The organism is Massilia agilis, from assembly GCF_024756255.1.
In the GTDB taxonomy this organism is placed as follows: Bacteria; Pseudomonadota; Gammaproteobacteria; order Burkholderiales; family Burkholderiaceae_D; genus Telluria; species Telluria agilis.
This window is the reverse complement of the sequence record NZ_JANUHB010000006.1, coordinates 1-16,372: the sequence shown is the minus strand read 5'-3', so window position 1 is coordinate 16,372 and position 16,372 is coordinate 1. Positions and strand designations below refer to the sequence as shown.

Here is a 16,372-nt window from a genome sequence, read left to right as displayed (position 1 = left end):
CAAGCGGAACCGAAGAGCAGCAGGCGTGTCTGCAACGCATCTTGCCATCAGACTGTGCGGTTACTCCTACGGTCATTGGCGAACTCTTCCTATTTCCAGCGACCGCGCAGGCTTGCAGTATGTGGAATTCCCAAAAACTGAAGGAGGAATATCGATGAAGCCCTATCAAACCTTGCTGCTGGGCAGCCTGATGGCGTTTGGACTCGCAGCGTGCAGCTCGACCGACACCTACAACGGCCGCAGCAGCGGCTCGTCGATGAGCAGCGGAACGAGTTCCGGCTCGTCGATGGACAGCGGCGCATCCTCGACGGCCACCGGCGTCACCACCTCGGGCGGCACGACCGGCAACAGCAATACCAGCTCGGGCACCGGCACGACCGGGACCGGCACCACGACCGGCACCTCGACCAACAACGGTAACGACGGCCGCTAAGCTCCCCCGGGCTGGCCTGTCCAGCCCGGGCGGGCGCGGGTTCGCTAGTTCCCCGCCTGGCTTGCGGCCGCGGCCACGGCGGCAGGCCGCTCGGGGTTGAGCACCACCTGCACGTAGTTGTCGGTCTTGAAGTAGCGCTGCGCGGCGGCGCGGATGTCAGCCGCCGTCATCGCATCCACATCGTCCATGACCTTCAGGATCCGGCCGGGATCGGTGCCGTCGAGCACAGACACCTGCAAGCGCTGCATCCAGTAGACGTTTTCGCGCAGCGAGCGCTGGTTGCGCTGGCGCCAGTTGGTCTTCACCTTCGCCAGTTCCGCCTCGTCCGGGCCGGTGGTCTTGAGCCGTTCGATCTGCTCGAACAGCGCAGCGACCACCTTGTCCATCTTCTCGGGCCCGGTCGGGATCAAGCCGCTGATCACATAGTGCTCGTAGGGGATTTTGCGCACGGCGCCCGACAGGTTGCCGCCATAGATCAGGCCCAGGTTGGTGCGCAGCACCTCGTACACGCGCAAGTTCATCACCTCGATGAGGGCCGCCATGCGCAAGTTTTCCTGTTCAGACCAGGCGGCCGGGCCGGTAAAGGTCACGGACAGGGTGCTCTTCTGCTCGACGCCGCCCAGCACCTCTTTCTTGACCACGCCGGTCACGGGGCGCAGGCCGACGTCGCGGTAAGCTACCGTCAGCTCGGGGGTCGGCAATGTCGCCAGATAGGTCGCCAGCAGCGGCTTGAGCTTGGCGACATCGAAACTGCCGACAAGGACGAAGGTCATGCCCTTGGCGCTGGAAAAGCGCTGCCGGTAGATCTCGATGCTGCGGTCCAGGCTCATCCTGGCCACATCGTCGAGGGTCAGTTCGCGCGGCTCGTACGGGTGCTTGTTGTACAGGGTGTCGACGATCGCATCGCGGAAACGCATCTCCGGCTGGGCCTGGCGGTTGCGCAGCGCTTCTTTTCGCAGATCCATGTAGGATGCGTACAGCGTTTCGTCGCGCCGCACGCCGTCGAAGCGCAGCCACAGCATTTGCAGCATGGCCTCGATGTCATCGATGCCAGCGCCCGAGTTGCCGCGGACTTCATCGGTATAATCGGCCAGCAACGTACTCGCGGAGGCCGACTTGCCGGCCAAGATCTTGCCAACGTCCGCAGGCGAAAAGTCCTTCAGCCCCATGCTCGCCGCCACCTGGCTGGCGTACCGCGTGTTGGGGATATCCTTTTCGTCGAACAGCATCTGGCCGCCGAAGCGGGCGCCGCTCAACATCACCTGGTCGCGGTGGAAGTCGGTCGGCTTGAGGATCACCTTCACACCGTTGGACAGCGTCAGGCGCGTCAGCCCCAGCGTCTTGTCTTCCGATTCCTCGACGATGCTGCCGGGCGTGGGCGGGCGCTCCATCAGCCGCGTCGCCAACGCCTTGTCCTTGCGCTGGCCGATGTCCCCCTGCTCGGCCATGCGCGCCGCCGCCAGCAGCGCTTCGCGGGTTGGGGCGGGGGTGCCGGCACGCTCGACGCCCGAGTACACCACCAGCTTGCCCGAGTCCGCGGGAATGGTCTTGCGCGCGAACTCATTGACTTCTTCCAGGGTGATGCCTGGAAGGAGCTCCTGGACCAGACGGTATTCAGCCTCGGTCCCCGGCAACGTCTCGCCGGCCAGGAAATTGCGCAGGTATTCGCCAACATAGCTGGCTGAGTTGGTGGTGTTACGCTCGTTGTACATGCGTTCGTAGGAACGCAGCAGGTTCTTGCGCGCCCGCTCCAGCTCTGCTTCCGAGAAACCGAATTTACGCGCACGCATGTTTTCCTGCACCAGCGCGGCAATGGCCGGTTCCGCTCCACGCGGACCGAGCGCAGCTACGGCGTGATAGGCCTGGTAGCGCGCGGTAAAGCGCGTGATGCCGGTGATACCCCCTAGGAACGGCGCGTCCGGCTGCATGGTCAGCTCCAGAAGGCGCTGGTTCAGCATCGTGCTGAACAACGATTCAATCTTCTTTTCGCGATAGCTGCCATAGGTCAGGCGCGCTGGTGCAGGGGCGACCGGATAACGCAGGAACACAGCATTGCCGCTCGCTTCCTTGTCGGTCACGACCAGCGCTTCGGTGTCCAGGCGGGAAGAAATGTCCGGGTAGTTGCGCTCCCGTTCCGGCGCTGGGTTGGTCAGCCCGGCGAAGTGGGCGCGGATCTGTTTCTCGGCTTCGGACGGCTCGATGTCGCCCACCACCACCACCGCCATCAGGTCGGGGCGGTACCACTCACGGTAGAAGCGACGCAGGGTGTCCGGCTTGAAGTTGCGCAGCACCTCCTCGGTGCCGATCGGCAGGCGCTCGGCGTACTTGGAGCCATTGAACAGCTTGGGCATGACCACCTTGTTCAGACGCTCGCCCGCGCCCTTGCGCAGGCGCAGCTCCTCGAGCACGATGTCGCGCTCCTTGTCGATGTCGGCGTCATTCAGCGTCAGCCCGTGCGCCCAGTCCTCGAGCACGGCAAAGCCCTTATCCACGTTGTCCTTGCGGTCGGTGGGAATCGGCAGGATGTACACCGTCTCGTCGAACGACGTGTAGGCGTTCAGGTCGGCCCCCATCTTCACGCCGATCGCCTGCATGTAGTTGACCAGCTCCTGGCGCTTGAAGTGGGTCGAGCCGTTGAACGCCATGTGCTCGACGAAGTGCGCCAGGCCGCGCTGGTCGTCGTCTTCGAGCACCGAGCCGGCCTTTACCACCAGGCGCAGCTCGAGGCGCTGCGCGGGCGTGCTGTTCTTGTGGATGTAGTAGGTCAGCCCGTTGGGGAGCTTGCCCACCTTGACCTGCGGGCCGACGGGAATCGGCGCGGACAGATCGAGCGCCGCGAGTGCGGGCAGCGTGGCAGCAAGCAGGGAAACAGCGAGGGCAAGGCGACGGAGGAAGTGTCGGGGCATTAGCGGGTCCGCATTCAAAGAAATTGAACACGATTCTAATGCGCGGCCTTGTCAGAATTCTCTCGAAAACTTTCCCTTATGCATGCCTAGTGAAAAGCAATAAAAAAACCGGGACCGGAGCGCTGCCCGGGTCCCGGTTGTTCATGCAGGATGGCTGGCTCAGGCGCCTTCGACCCCCGCGTTGTGCGCCTGCTGGTCCGCATGGTACGACGAGCGCACCATCGCGCCCACGGCGGCGTGCACGAAGCCCATTTCGTAGGCCTTTTCCTCGAACATCTTGAAGGTGTCCGGGTGCACGTAGCGGCGCACCGGCAGGTGCGAGTTCGACGGCGCCAGGTACTGGCCGATGGTCAGCATGTCGATGTCGTGGGCGCGCATGTCGCGCATCACCTCGAGGATCTCCTCGTCGGTTTCGCCCAGGCCCACCATCAGGCCCGACTTGGTCACGGCCGAAGGATACATTTTCTTGAAGTCGCGCAGCAGCTGCAGCGAGTGGTGGTAGTCGGCGCCCGGGCGCGCTTCCTTGTACAGGCGCGGCACGGTTTCCAGGTTGTGGTTCATCACGTCCGGCAGGCCGTCCGCGAAGATGTTCAGCGCTTTTTCCAGGCGGCCGCGGAAGTCCGGCACCAGCACCTCGATCTTGGTGCGCGGCGACAGTTCGCGCGTCTTGGTGATGCAGTTGACGAAGTGGCCGGCGCCGCCGTCACGCAGGTCGTCGCGGTCCACCGAGGTGATCACCACGTACGACAGGCGCAGGTCGGCGATGGTCTTGGCCAGGTTGCCCGGCTCGTTTTCGTCCAGCGGGTCGGGACGGCCGTGGCCCACGTCGCAGAACGGGCAGCGGCGGGTGCACTTGTCGCCCATGATCATGAAGGTCGCAGTACCCTTGCCGAAGCACTCGCCGATGTTCGGGCAACTCGCTTCCTCGCACACCGTCACCAGCTTGTTGGCGCGCAGGATATCCTTGATTTCGTAGAAGCGCGACGAGTGCGTGGCCGCCTTCACGCGGATCCAGTCCGGCTTCCTCAGGCGCTCGGTATCCTCCACCGGCACGATCTTGATCGGGATGCGCGAGGTCTTGCTGGCGCCCTTCTGCTTTTCGCTCGGGTTGTAGACGGGTGCGGTGCCGGTATTGGTGTCGGAAGTCATGAGGCTATGCCCTTGTGAGGCTGTCAGTCGGGTTGTTGGGTGCTGGCTGGGGTTCCGCAGCCAGGTGGCGCACCAGCGCCTGCGCGAGCGCGTGCTGGACGTCGGCCAGCGGCGCCTCCACGCCCATCGTGCGCATGTCGACCGTGGCCAGGCCCGAGTAACCGCACGGGTTGATCCACGAGAAGGGGGTCAGGTCCATCGCGACATTGAGCGACACGCCGTGGTAGGTGCAGCCGTTGCCGCGCACCTTGAGGCCGAGCGCGGCGATCTTGGCGCCCTTGCGGGGCCCTTGTGCGATGTAGATGCCGGGCGCACCGGCAATGCGTTCGCCTTCCAGATTATACGCCGCCAGCACATCGATCACGGCTTGCTCGATGCGGTTGACGAACTGGCGCGCGTACAGCTTGCCGGCCGGCTTCTGGCGGCGCAGGTCCATCAGCAGGTAGATCACCACCTGGCCGGGGCCGTGGTAGGTGACTTCGCCGCCGCGGTCGGTCTGCACCACCGGGATCTCGTGCGGGGCCAGGATGTGCGCGCGGTCGGCGCCCAGGCCCAGCGTGTACACCGGCGGGTGCTCGACAATCCACAATTCGTCCGCCGAATCGGGCGTGCGCGCGTCGGTAAAGGCGCGCATCGCGGCGAAGGTCGGCTCGTAATCGGCGCGGCCAAGCTCGCGGATGATCGGCCTGGCGGGGCGGGTCGGGTGCATGGAAAATCGGTCGGGATTGGTGAACAGCCCCGTCATTATAAGCCAGCGCCCCCGGCCGCGCCTTGAAGGCAGCCAGTTTTTACAGCACCACCTTGACCATCGGATGGCCCGACAGCGCGCGGTAGATGTCGTCGAGCTGCTCGCGGCTGGTGGCGCGCACGATCACGGTCAGGCCAGTGTAGTTGCCCTTGGCCGAGGGGCGCACCGTCATCTTGCCAGAGTGGAAAGTCGGGTCGAGCTCGACCAGCACGCTGGTGATGGTGGCGGCAAACTCCTCGTGCGTTGCCCCCATGACCTTGATCGGAAAGTCGCTCGGGTATTCGATGAGGGATTCGTTCGGGTCCATGTGTGTTCCAGTTCAAAAGCGCATTGTAGCCAATGTGGGGGCAAAGCCCGGTGGTGCAAGCCCGCGCCGTCGTCTCGGCGAAAGCCGGGACCCATGCCGAGTGTGCGCAGCCGCGGCAGACGGACAAGGCGCGTCCGTTCACGCGGGTTATGGGTTCCGGCTTTCGCCGGAACGACGTGCTACTGCAGCCGCAATCTTTCGCGCAGCGCGGCGGTACAAAAAAAACGGCCGGCTCAAGGCCGGCCTAAACTATTCCCATCGTAGAGAGAAATAGCGGGACAAAATCGGTACCGGGAAACCCTGCGGCACGGGGCGCCTGGCGCCGCTGGTGCAGAAAGGCAGCGCCCGCAGGCGCTGACCCGATGCTGGAACTGTACCGATCGGCCCCGCCGCCAGCCATCGGAATGTGACGAAATGCATTTTCGGGTGGCTGGATTGCGGATAGGCGGGATAGTCGCGTCAGCGCTCCTGCTGCCGGGCGTTGTCGTCGCGTGCTCGCTGGGGCACCGGGGCGGCGGCGGGTGCCGGACGCGGTGCGGGCGGCGCCTGCATCGCCGGCGGCGACGGTGGCGGCGGCATCTGGCGCATCACCGGCGGCGGAGAAGGCGGCGGCTGGAACTGGTGCGCCACCGGCGGCGGGGCTGCCGGGGCGGGTGCCGGCGGCGGCGCCTGGCGCACTGGCGGCGGCATCTCGCGCCGTTCGAACTCGGCGCGGTGCGGCCGCTCCGGCGGCGCGGGCATCGCGGCCTGCGGCGGCGGCGCAACGCCGGCGGGAACCGGGCCAGGGGCAAGCGGCAGCGTCCGCTCGCGGCGCGGCTCGTCGCCCGTGTCCATCTTCTCGTGGCGCCACTGCAGGCGCGACGGCGGCAGCGGCTGCGCCTGTTGCTGGCCGGGTAGCACCGGCGGCGCGGACAGCACGGTCACCGGCTGCGGCGGCGGACGGTGCTCGGGAATCACCGGCTGCTGCGTCTGGATCGGCTGGCCCGGCTGGATCACCGGCGGCGCCGACATCGCGGCCACCGGCTGCGGCGGCTGGCGGTGCTCCGGAATCACCGGGCGCTGTGGCTGCGGCCCTTGCAACACAGGCGGCGCCGACAGCACCGTCACCGGTTGCGGCGGCTGGCGATGGTCGGGGATGACCGGGTTGGGCTGGGTCGAGAGCACTTGCGGCTGTGCTTCGCGGCGGGCACGTTCGTCGCCGCGGCGGTCCAGGCGGTCATGGTCGAAACGGTCACGGTCGAAACGGCCGCCGGGGCCGCGCTCGCCGGGACGTTCGTCGGCACGGCGTTCCTCGCGGCGCGCGTCATGCTCGCGCCTGCCCACGGGCGGCGGCGGCGCGGCGCCCGGCACGGCCTGCAGCGCCTGGCGTGGCACGTCCGCATGTGGCGCCTGCGTCACCGGCACGCGGCCACGGTGGGTGAACTGGTCCTGCGGCACCACGGTGATGCCGCGCGGCTCCGGCGCACGGTGGCGAAAATCGGGGCGCACGTCGCTGTTCAGGCGGCGCAGGTGGTCGTCCGGCGCGCGGTAGCCGGGCACGTAGCGGTCATGCGGCGACAGCGGGTACCAGCCGCGCGCGGGCAGGGCCTGGTGGCGGTCACGGAAGCGCACGCTCCAGTTCGACCCGCCCACCCAGCCGACCAGCGCCGGCGCCCACACCGGCCGGTGCTCGCGGTGTCCCGGCGCCCAGCACCAGCGCTTGTTCACGACCACCCAGCGCCCGTAGTGGAAGGGCGCGTAGCCCCACGGCGCGTTGTCCACCCAGGTCCAGCCCCACTGGTCCATCCAGACCCAGCTGCCGTCGCTGTACGGCGCCCAGCCCGGCGCCACCACCGTGGGGATCCACAGCGGGCCGTACTCGGTGCTCATCTGCCAGTGGCCGTAGCGGTCCAGGTCGGAATAGCCGGTCATTTCGGTGGTCACATAGCGCGTGGCGGCCGGCGCCTGGGCGTAGCGGTCGCGGTCCTGCGCCCAGTCGTCGAACGCGTCGCGCATGGCGGCGATGGTGCGCACGTCGTCGTCCTGCAGCTCGGCACGCTTGCCGGCGCGCAGCGTCAGGCTGGCGCCGCCGCCTTCCACGCGGGCCGAGCCCTCGAACACGGTCACGCTGCTGGTGTCGGCCACGCGCTCGGCATCCACGCGCAGCCGGCCCGGCTCCTGCATGCGCACCCGGCCCTCGGGCGTGGACAGCTCGAAGCCGCCCAGCACGTCCGGGTTGACGATGCGGATGCTGGCGCTGCCGTAGTGCAGGCGCAGGCGCAGGTTGTCGTCGTCCAGCTCGACCACCTCGAGCGACGAATCGCCGTCCAGCCGGATGAAGGTCGAGCCCACCTGCAGCTCGGTGCGCGCGCCGCGCGCGGTGGTGATCATCTCGTTGGACGTGACCGGCCAGTTGACCTGGGCGGTGGTGGTCTCGATGCCGTCGCCGCCGACAGTGACCTGTCCCTGTGCGAGCGCGACACGGCCGACGCGCGCCGGCGGCTCATCGGCCAGCGCCTGGGTGGACGCGGCGGCAAAGGCCAGCAGCATCAAGGTGTTAAGTAACCGGTTACGCATGACATCAGCTCCGCAAGGAAAGGACGAACGACCGCACACTGATTACAACGCACGCTCCGCGCGGCGGACAACGTGGGTTACAGAAAGTTGCATCTGACCTGTTACCGCAACAGGCCTGCCAGGCTCAGGCGCCGTGCCCGCGCTTGACGAAGAACAGCAAGGCGCCCACCACCATCAGCACGCCGCCAAAGAAGCGGTTCTGCAGCTTGACCATGCGCGCGTCGCGGAAAAAGCGCTGCATCGACGACGCCAGGAAGGCATAGCCGTGCATCACGATGGTATCGATCGTCACCATGGTCAAGCCGAGGATGACGAGTTGCAGCAGCAGTGGCGCGTCCTTGTCGATAAAGCCCGGCAGCACGGCAACCATGAAGATGATGCCCTTTGGGTTGGTGGCGTTGGTCAGGAAACCGGTCATAACCCGCTTGCCCAGCGTCGGATGGGCCGACAGGCCCTCGGTGGAGACGGCGCTGGCCTCGGCCTTGGAGCGCCACTGCGCCAGGCCCAGGTAGATCAGGTACAGTGCGCCGACGGTCTTGACGACCGCAAACGCCAGGCTCGACGCCAGCAGCAGCGAGCCGACGCCGGCGCCGGCGATCGTGAACACCAGGAGCAGCCCGAGCTGCAGGCCGAGCACGGTGCCGCTGGCTTTCTTCACGCCGTAGGCAAGGCCATGCGACATCGACAGCACTGCGCCCGAACCAGGGGAAATGGCAATCAGGGTGCCGGCGATGACAAACGCGATCCAGGTGGTGAAACTCATTGCGAAGGCGGGGAAAAGCGAGGGGGGAACTACAGGACAGCCGGCCCGCAGCAACCGGCGCGGTGCCGGGCTGCGTGCCATGCCGCGAAGGAGAGATTACTTCTTCTTCGGATTGACGGCGGCCTTCAGGGTCGCGCCGGCAGCGAATTTCGGGGTCTTCGATGCAGCGATCTTGATCACTTCGCCGGTCGACGGGTTGCGGCCTTTGCGGGCAGCGCGCTTGCTGACCGAGAAAGTGCCGAAGCCGGTGATGCCGACGGTCTCGCCCTTTTTCAGGCGCTCGGTGATGATCTCGATGACGGTGTTGACCGCGCTGTTGGCAGCGGCGCCGGACATCTCAGTACGTTTCGCAAATTCTGCGATCAGTTCGCCTTTTTTCATAAGTCCCTCCGGGGTTAAAAGAGCCCGCAGATTAGCACAAATATTTCTTAATGTAATCTTTTCTACGGAGCCCTTGCACCGAAGGAACCCTTGCTGTGACGGGATCGCGACGTTCCAGCCGTGCTTTATGCGCGGCACGCCAGCGCCAGCGGCGCGGCCGGCGCCGCCAGTCCGCTGCGCAAGGCGGCATTGATCAGGGTCTGGTAGCCGGTGCCGCAGCGTTCGGACAGCTCGCGAAATTCCTTGAGCACTTCGTCGTCCAGGTAGATCGTGATGCGCGTCTTGCGCTTGGGCGGGCGCGAACGGCGGGTCGGGACGGCGGCGATTGGCTGGTCTGCGTTCATGACATCTCCTTCGATTCATTCAATGCTGCTCCACGGCAGCGCTGGAGATTGCACTGTACATATCCCCCCCGCCAAAAGGCAGCGCCACGCGACGAGTTGCAAAAATCGCGGCCTGAAATGCAAAAAAACGGGCCCAAGCGTGCATACCGGCGCCCTCAGTTAAGATGACGCAATTGCCACAATGGGAGTAGGGAATGGCTGCAGGCAGTTTGCTGGCCCTGATCGACGATATCGCGAGCGTGCTGGACGACGTGGCGCTGATGAGCAAGGTAGCCGCCAAGAAAACCGCGGGCGTGCTGGGCGACGACCTGGCGCTCAACGCGCAGCAGGTGTCGGGCGTGAATGCCGACCGCGAGCTGCCGGTGGTGTGGGCGGTGGGCGTGGGGTCGCTGCGCAACAAGGCCATTTTGGTGCCGGCTGCGCTGGCGATCTCGGCCTTCGTGCCGGCGGCCATCACCCCGTTGCTGATGGTGGGCGGCGCCTACCTGTGCTTCGAAGGCTTCGAGAAGCTGGCCCACAAGTACCTGCACAGCGCGAACGAGGACCGCGCCCACGAAGCGGAGCTGGCCGCCGCGGTGGTCAGCGATGCCGACCTGGTGGCGCTGGAAAAGGACAAGATCCGCGGCGCGATCCGTACCGACTTCATCCTGTCGGCCGAGATCATCGTCATTGCGCTGGGCACCGTCTCGGGCGCGCCGTTCGCGCAGCAGGTGGCGGTACTGGCCGGCGTGGCGGTGCTGATGACGGTGGGCGTGTACGGCCTGGTGGCCGGCATCGTCAAGCTCGACGACGCCGGCCTGTACCTGAGCCGGCGCGCCGGCGCGCTCGCGCAAGGCACCGGGCGCATGCTGCTGGCGGCCGCGCCACGGCTGATGAAGGCGCTGTCGGTGATCGGCACGGTCGCCATGTTCATGGTCGGCGGCGGCATTCTCGGCCATTCCATCGCGCCGCTGCACCACCTGGCCGAGGGCGCGGGCGAGGCAATGCGCGCGGTGCCGGGCGCCGGCCCGGTGCTGGCGGCGGTCACGCCCAGCCTGGTCGATGCCGTGGCCGGCGTTATCACCGGAGCGGTGGTGCTGCTCGTGGTGCGGCTTACCGCGCGCATCCGCGGCAAAGGGCACTGAACAAGCTGGCCGCTGCGCCACCGGACGTTGAACGCGTGGGCAGAATCTGCCCACCCTACCATGTCTCGTAGGGTGGGCAGGTTTCCTGCCCACGCGTTCAACCAGCACTTGAATGGCCCACAGCCGCACTAAAACAGTGCATTTGCGCACCATCCCGGCCCCATCTGTTGTTAATACCCACTCAGCATTTGGTTTCATATTGACATCTTCTGCAGTGCCCCCGAGTATCAATGTTGCGCCTTTGAAAAGCCAAACGCGCGAGACAGATAAAACAATGGGGAAAAAAAGCATGCAGAAGAGAAGACTCGCAACGGAAAAACAAGCACTCGCCCTGGCCATCGCCGCACTGTTCGCCGGTGACGCCGCTTGGGCACAGGAAGCGGCCGCCACCGACGCGAATAATGTCGTGGTCGTGACCGGCACCCGCGTGGCCAACCGTACCGCCCTCGACACCGCGGCACCGGTGGACATCATCGGCGCCGACAGCCTGAAGAACGCCGGCTCGACCGAGCTGAACCAGGCGCTGTCGGTGGCCCTGCCGTCGCTGAACTTCCCGCGCCCGGCGCTGACCGACGGCACCGACACCATCCGTCCGGCCACCCTGCGCGGCATGGCCCCGGACCAGTCGCTGGTGCTGGTCAACTCCAAGCGCCGCCACGCCTCGTCGCTGGTGAACCTGAACGGCTCGATCGGCCGCGGTTCGGCGGCAGTGGACCTGAACACGATCCCGACCGCGATCGTCAAGAACATCGAAGTGCTGCGCGACGGCGCGGCCGCGCAATACGGCTCGGACGCGATCGCCGGCGTGGTCAACATTCGCCTGCGCACCGACCGCACCGGCGGCGAAGGCACCATCACCTATGGCGCCCGCATCACCGAATACGACCTGAAGAACGACAACCCGCCGGCCGGCGGCACCTGGAGCGGCCCGTCCTCGCGCAAGCGCACCGACGGCCAGACCGGCACCGTCAGCGCCTGGAAGGGCCTGGCATGGGGCGACACCGGCTACGTGGTGCTGGCCGCCGAGTACAAGGACCAGGCCCACACCGAGCGCAGCGGCTACGACATGCGCCAGCAGTACGCCAAGGTCAATGGCGCGTATGACCCGCGCGAGCTGACCATCAACCGCTTCAACGCCTGGTACGGCGACCCCGAGATGAAGCAGTCCACCCTGTTCGTCAACGCCGGCAATACCTACGGCGACGTCAAGGTGTACGGCTGGGCCAGCTACCAGAACCGCGACGCCCGTTCGGCCGGCTACTTCCGCCCGCCGCAGGACAGCCGCAACATCCAGTCGATCTACCCGAACGGCTTCCTGCCGATCATCGCCCCGCAGGTGGTGGACTACAGCGCCCTGGCTGGCGCCACCTGGACCTCGGGCGCGTGGGACATCGACGCCTCGCTCGGCCATGGCCGCAACGAGATGACGTTCGACATCCAGAACACCCTGAACGCCTCGATCGGCCCGTCCAGCAAGACCGACTTCGACGCCGGCGGCTTTGCCTATGACCAGACCGTGTTCAACCTGACCGGCGTGCGCACCGCCGACGTGGCCGGCCTGGCTTCGCCGCTGAACATCGCGGTCGGCACCGAGGCGCGCCGCGAAGGCTACCAGCTGCACGCCGGCGAGCCGGATTCGTACCGCTACGGCGGCGTGGTGCTGCCCAACGGCACCCCGGCCGCACCGGGCTCGCAGGTGTTCCCGGGCTTCCGTCCGGCCAACGCCACCAACGCCCACCGCAGCGCGCTCGGCGCCTTCGTGGACCTGGAAGCGAACCTGACCAAGGAACTGCTGGCATCGGTCGCCGTGCGCGGCGAGCACTACACCGACTTCGGCAACAACCTGTCGGGCAAGCTGTCGGCGCGCTATGACTTCTCGAAATCGTTCGCGCTGCGCGGCTCGGTCCAGAACGGCTTCCGCGCCCCGTCGCCGCAGCAGCAGAACTTCACCTCGACCTCGACCAACTTCATCAACGGCGTGCCGTTCGAGATCACCACCTTCAAGCCGACCGACCCGGTCGCGGTGGCACTCGGCGCCAAGCCGCTCAAGGCCGAGAAATCGGTGAACGGCTCGATCGGCGCGGTGCTGCGCTTCGACCCGGTCTCGATCACCATCGACGCCTACCGGATCACGGTCAAGGACCGCATCATCCTGTCCGAGAACCTGACCCAGGCCAACGTGCGCAACTACATCACCTCGCAGGGCTTCATCGGCGTGGGCGGCGGCCGCTTCTTCATCAACGGCGCCGACACCCGCAACCAGGGCCTGGACGTGGTGCTGAACGCGCCGTACAACGGCGGCACCGCCGGCCACTTCGACTTCACCCTGGCCGGCAACGTGAACAACACCAAGGTCACCCGCGTGATGACCACCGCCCAGCTGGCTGCGCTGAACCCGGCGCCGTCGCTGTTTGACCGTGTGAACGTGCTGACGCTGGAACGCGGCCAGCCGAAGAACAAGATCACGGCCAGCATGAACTGGAAGCTCGGTTCGTGGGCGTCGACGGTGCGCGCGACCCGCTACGGCGAAGTGCTGTCGCCGGGCACCACGCCGGCCTTCGACATCCTGCTCTCGCCGAAGACCGTGGTGGATGCGGAAGTGCGCTACACGGCATCGAAGCAGCTGACCTTCGCGCTGGGTGCGGACAACCTGTTCGACACCTATCCGGAGACGCTGCCGCCGTCGCTGAACACGACCGGCAACACGCCGTTCGCGAACTTCGGCCCGTTCGGCCACTCGGGCCGCTTCGTGTACGCCCGCGCGAACTACGCGTTCTAAGTTAGCCCCAACCCGTCGCCCCGGCGCAAGCCGGGGCCCATGCCGAGCCTCGGAACTCGCACCAGCAAGGTTTCAGCACACTCAGCATGGGTCCCGGCTTGCGCCGGGACGACGGCTCCGCTGCACCACGTTCACCCCATCCCGCACACTCCATCCCAGCGCCAGCAGCGCCATGCCGGTGAGCACCCAACTCGCCCAGCCGAAATCAGTTGGCACCACCGCGGCCGGCAAATCCCACCATCCCCGCAGCGCCAGCCCAACCAGCGTCATCACCACGCCCAGGTTGATGAACAGCAGCAAATGCAGCACCCGTTCCGGCACCGGCAAGATGCGGACATTCCCCTCGACCACGACGTCGCGCCCGGAAATGAGCAGCTCCGCCAGGAACAGCGCAACGATCCACCACCCCAGCGCCCCGTGCCAATCCCACCACGCCAGCGACAGGAACAGCGCAGCGAACACGAACTCGCGCCCGCTGTGCAGCAACTCTTCCTCGCCGCTGTCGGCGCGCCCGGGCAGCCGCGCCAGCAGCTCGTGGTTCAGGATCACGTCGATGCCGCCCAGCACGCCGTGCAGCATTAACGCCCAGACATAGAGCGGCACGTTTTTTCCTGTTACCTTAGACTTGGGTTGCGACGGCACAGCATGGCGCCACCGGCCAGGCCCAGCGCAAACGCGCCATACACCACGGCAAGCGCCGGGCGCGACAGGCGCTTTTCGTAGCCGGGCTTCAGGCGCTCGGGCGTGAGCTGGTAGTCCACGAAGCAGGCGACGGCCGAGGCGGCGGTGGCCGCGGCCAGCGTCTTGCCGGTATCGCGCGCATCGAGCAGGTGGCCGCAGGTGCGCTCGAACAGCACTGACCAGAAGGTCGCGCTCGCATGGTGGATCGCGTAACCTGGCAGCGTGTAGCGCACCGACGGCGTGTTGCGCCGGGCGGCCTTCTCGCCCCAGATCCAGTGGCTGATCGCGTTGGTGGGGGCAAAGTGGCTGTTCGCCTCACGCTTGCCCAGAACGGCCAGCGCCACGGTTGACAGCAGGCTGGACATGGCGCCCGAGACCATGCCACGCTGCATTGCCGTTTTCCAGTTTTCCATAGCGTCCTCGTATTCGGTGGTGAGTGAAAGGAATTGCATGCGGATCTTGCTGACGGGAGCAAGCGGCTTCATCGGCCAACACTTGCTGCACGCGCTGCTGGCGGAGGGCCATCACGTGGTGTGCGCGGTGCGCAAGGCCAAGGCCAGCACCGACCCGCGGCTCGCGTACGTGCATGCGGACTTCACCAAGGATACGGATAAATCCGTCTGGCTGGCGCGCCTTACCGGCATCGACGCCGTCATCAACGCGGTCGGCATTTTCCGCGAATCGGGCCGCCAGACCTTCGCGCGCCTGCATACGGAAACGCCGCGCGCATTGTTTGCCGCCTGCGCCGAGTCGCACGACGTGCAGATGGTCATCCAGTTCTCCGCCCTCGGCGCCGACCGCGACGCGCAGACGCCCTACCACCTGTCCAAGAAGGCGGCGGACGACTACCTCGCCTCGCTGCCGGTGCGCGCCTACATCGTCCAGCCGTCGCTGGTGTACGGCAAGGAGGGCGCCAGCGCGCGCGTGTTCAAGGCGCTGGCCAGCATGCCGTTCGCGGTGCGCTTTGGCAGCGCGCCGCAGCTGGTGCAGCCGGTGCATGTGGACGATGTGGCTGCCGCCATTGTCGGCCTGCTGCGGCACCGGCTGCCGCTGTCCGGCACCGACGTGACGGCGCAGCGCGTGCCGCTGGTCGGGCCGCAGGCACTGGCGTTCACCGACTACCTTGCGGCGCTGCGCACGGCAATGGGCATGGGCAGGCTGCGCGTGCTGCACCTGCCCGGCGGCTTTGCGCGGGTGCTGGCAAAACTGGGCCGCTGGCTGCCCGGTGGCCTGCTCGACGAGGACACCCTGAGCATGCTCGACCGCGGCAACACGGCCGATCCTTCGACCACGATGCTCCTGATCGGCCGCGCGCCGCGCCCGGTGCGCGAGTTCGTCACCGACCCGCCGGCCGAACGCCTGCAGGCCAAGCTGGCCTGGCTGCTGCCGCTGCTGCGCTGTTCGGTGGCGGCGGTGTGGATCATCACGGCGATCGTGTCCTACGGCCTGTATCCGCCGGCGCAAAGCTACGAACTGCTGGCGCGCACCGGCATTCCGGAAGCGCTGCGCCCGCTCATGCTGTACGGCGCAGCCACGTTCGACCTGGCGCTGGGCCTGGGCATCCTGCTGCTCAAGCGGCGCCGCTGGCTGTGGCTCGTGCAGATGGCGCTGATCGCCTTCTACACGGTGGTCATTGCGATCCGGCTGCCGGAATTTGCGCTGCACCCGTACGGGCCGCTGACCAAGAACCTGCCGATGCTCGCCGCGATCTGGCTGCTGTACCAACTGGAGGAGGAGTGACGTGGACTACCTGGTGGTGAAGTGGCTGCACATCCTATCCTCGACCTTTTTGTTCGGCACGGGCATCGGCTCGGCGTGGTACATGCTGTTTGCAAACATCAGCCGTGACGTGCGCGCGATCGCGGTGGTGAGCCGCTACGTGGTGGTGGCCGACTGGCTGTTCACGGCCACCACCATCATTGCGCAGCCGACCACGGGCTTTTACATGATCCACCTGGCCGGCTACCCGATGCACAGCCGCTGGATCGCCTGGTCGCTGGTGCTGTACCTGATCGCGGCGGCGTGCTGGATTCCGGTGGTATGGCTGCAGATGCGCTTGCGCGACCTGTCGCGCGAGGCCGCCGGCACCGGCGCGCCGCTGCCGCCGGTCTACTGGAAGTTCTTCCGCGCCTGGGTGATCCTCGGTGTTCCGGCGTTCTTCGCGTTTGTCGCCATTTTCTGGTTGATGGTGGCGAAACCGG

At 66.7% G+C, this 16,372-nt stretch carries 15 protein-coding genes; 5 read left to right on the top strand and 10 right to left on the bottom strand.

Translation table 11 applies throughout. The annotated features are described in order from the left end of the window. The first annotated feature begins 154 nt into the window (after positions 1–154). Entirely contained in the window at positions 155–433 is a 279-nt protein-coding gene (locus NX774_RS20285; RefSeq protein WP_258824100.1) for a hypothetical protein, read from the top strand. A gap of 44 nt (positions 434–477) precedes the next feature. Here the strand turns inward: NX774_RS20285 and NX774_RS20280 are convergent, their stop codons facing one another. The 8 genes from NX774_RS20280 to NX774_RS20245 form a co-directional block, all read right to left on the bottom strand. Then, complete coding sequence (locus NX774_RS20280) at positions 478–3,339, bottom strand: M16 family metallopeptidase (protein WP_258824099.1); 2,862 nt, start codon at positions 3,337–3,339, stop codon at positions 478–480. 159 nt (positions 3,340–3,498) lie between these two features. Then, positions 3,499–4,488 carry a lipoyl synthase gene (gene lipA / locus NX774_RS20275; RefSeq protein ID WP_258824098.1) on the bottom strand — a complete coding sequence of 330 codons (990 nt, stop codon included), beginning with the start codon at positions 4,486–4,488 and terminating at the stop codon, positions 3,499–3,501. Between the two features lie 4 nt (positions 4,489–4,492). Further along, positions 4,493–5,197, bottom strand: coding sequence for a lipoyl(octanoyl) transferase LipB (gene lipB / locus NX774_RS20270; RefSeq protein ID WP_258824097.1), 705 nt, complete (start codon positions 5,195–5,197; stop codon positions 4,493–4,495). Positions 5,198–5,276: 79 nt separating this feature from the next. Beyond that, a complete protein-coding gene (locus tag NX774_RS20265) occupies positions 5,277–5,543 on the bottom strand; it encodes a DUF493 family protein (RefSeq protein ID WP_258824096.1) in 267 nt (88 codons plus the stop codon). A gap of 459 nt (positions 5,544–6,002) precedes the next feature. Then, positions 6,003–8,099 carry a DUF6600 domain-containing protein gene (locus NX774_RS20260; RefSeq protein ID WP_258824095.1) on the bottom strand — a complete coding sequence of 699 codons (2,097 nt, stop codon included), beginning with the start codon at positions 8,097–8,099 and terminating at the stop codon, positions 6,003–6,005. Positions 8,100–8,223: 124 nt separating this feature from the next. Further along, on the bottom strand, positions 8,224–8,862 hold the full coding sequence (locus NX774_RS20255; protein WP_258824094.1) for a LysE family transporter: 639 nt from the start codon (positions 8,860–8,862) through the stop codon (positions 8,224–8,226). A 96-nt stretch (positions 8,863–8,958) separates the two neighbouring features. Continuing rightward, entirely contained in the window at positions 8,959–9,243 is a 285-nt protein-coding gene (locus NX774_RS20250; RefSeq protein WP_258824093.1) for an HU family DNA-binding protein, read from the bottom strand. A 125-nt stretch (positions 9,244–9,368) separates the two neighbouring features. After that, positions 9,369–9,587 carry a BrnA antitoxin family protein gene (locus NX774_RS20245; RefSeq protein WP_258824092.1) on the bottom strand — a complete coding sequence of 73 codons (219 nt, stop codon included), beginning with the start codon at positions 9,585–9,587 and terminating at the stop codon, positions 9,369–9,371. Positions 9,588–9,781: 194 nt separating this feature from the next. Here NX774_RS20245 and NX774_RS20240 point away from each other — a divergent pair, with 194 nt between their 5' ends. Together NX774_RS20240 and NX774_RS20235 are read left to right on the top strand one after the other, a co-directional pair. After that, positions 9,782–10,711, top strand: coding sequence for a DUF808 domain-containing protein (locus NX774_RS20240; RefSeq protein ID WP_258824091.1), 930 nt, complete (start codon positions 9,782–9,784; stop codon positions 10,709–10,711). A 289-nt stretch (positions 10,712–11,000) separates the two neighbouring features. Next, on the top strand, positions 11,001–13,490 hold the full coding sequence (locus NX774_RS20235; RefSeq protein WP_258824090.1) for a TonB-dependent receptor plug domain-containing protein: 2,490 nt from the start codon (positions 11,001–11,003) through the stop codon (positions 13,488–13,490). An 81-nt stretch (positions 13,491–13,571) separates the two neighbouring features. On the opposite strand, the gene NX774_RS20230 is transcribed toward NX774_RS20235, so the two are convergent. Then, a complete protein-coding gene (locus NX774_RS20230) occupies positions 13,572–14,093 on the bottom strand; it encodes a hypothetical protein (protein WP_258824089.1) in 522 nt (173 codons plus the stop codon). Positions 14,094–14,104: 11 nt separating this feature from the next. Continuing rightward, a complete protein-coding gene (locus NX774_RS20225; RefSeq protein WP_258824088.1) occupies positions 14,105–14,623 on the bottom strand; it encodes a hypothetical protein in 519 nt (172 codons plus the stop codon). On the opposite strand from NX774_RS20225, the gene NX774_RS20220 reads away from it, so the two are divergent. Next, positions 14,622–15,911, top strand: coding sequence for an SDR family oxidoreductase (locus NX774_RS20220; RefSeq protein WP_258824087.1), 1,290 nt, complete (start codon positions 14,622–14,624; stop codon positions 15,909–15,911). The genes NX774_RS20225 and NX774_RS20220 overlap by 2 nt on opposite strands. A 1-nt stretch (position 15,912) precedes the next feature. Further along, a partial coding sequence (locus NX774_RS20215; protein ID WP_258824086.1) for a DUF2269 family protein occupies positions 15,913–16,372 on the top strand: 460 nt, incomplete at its 3' end.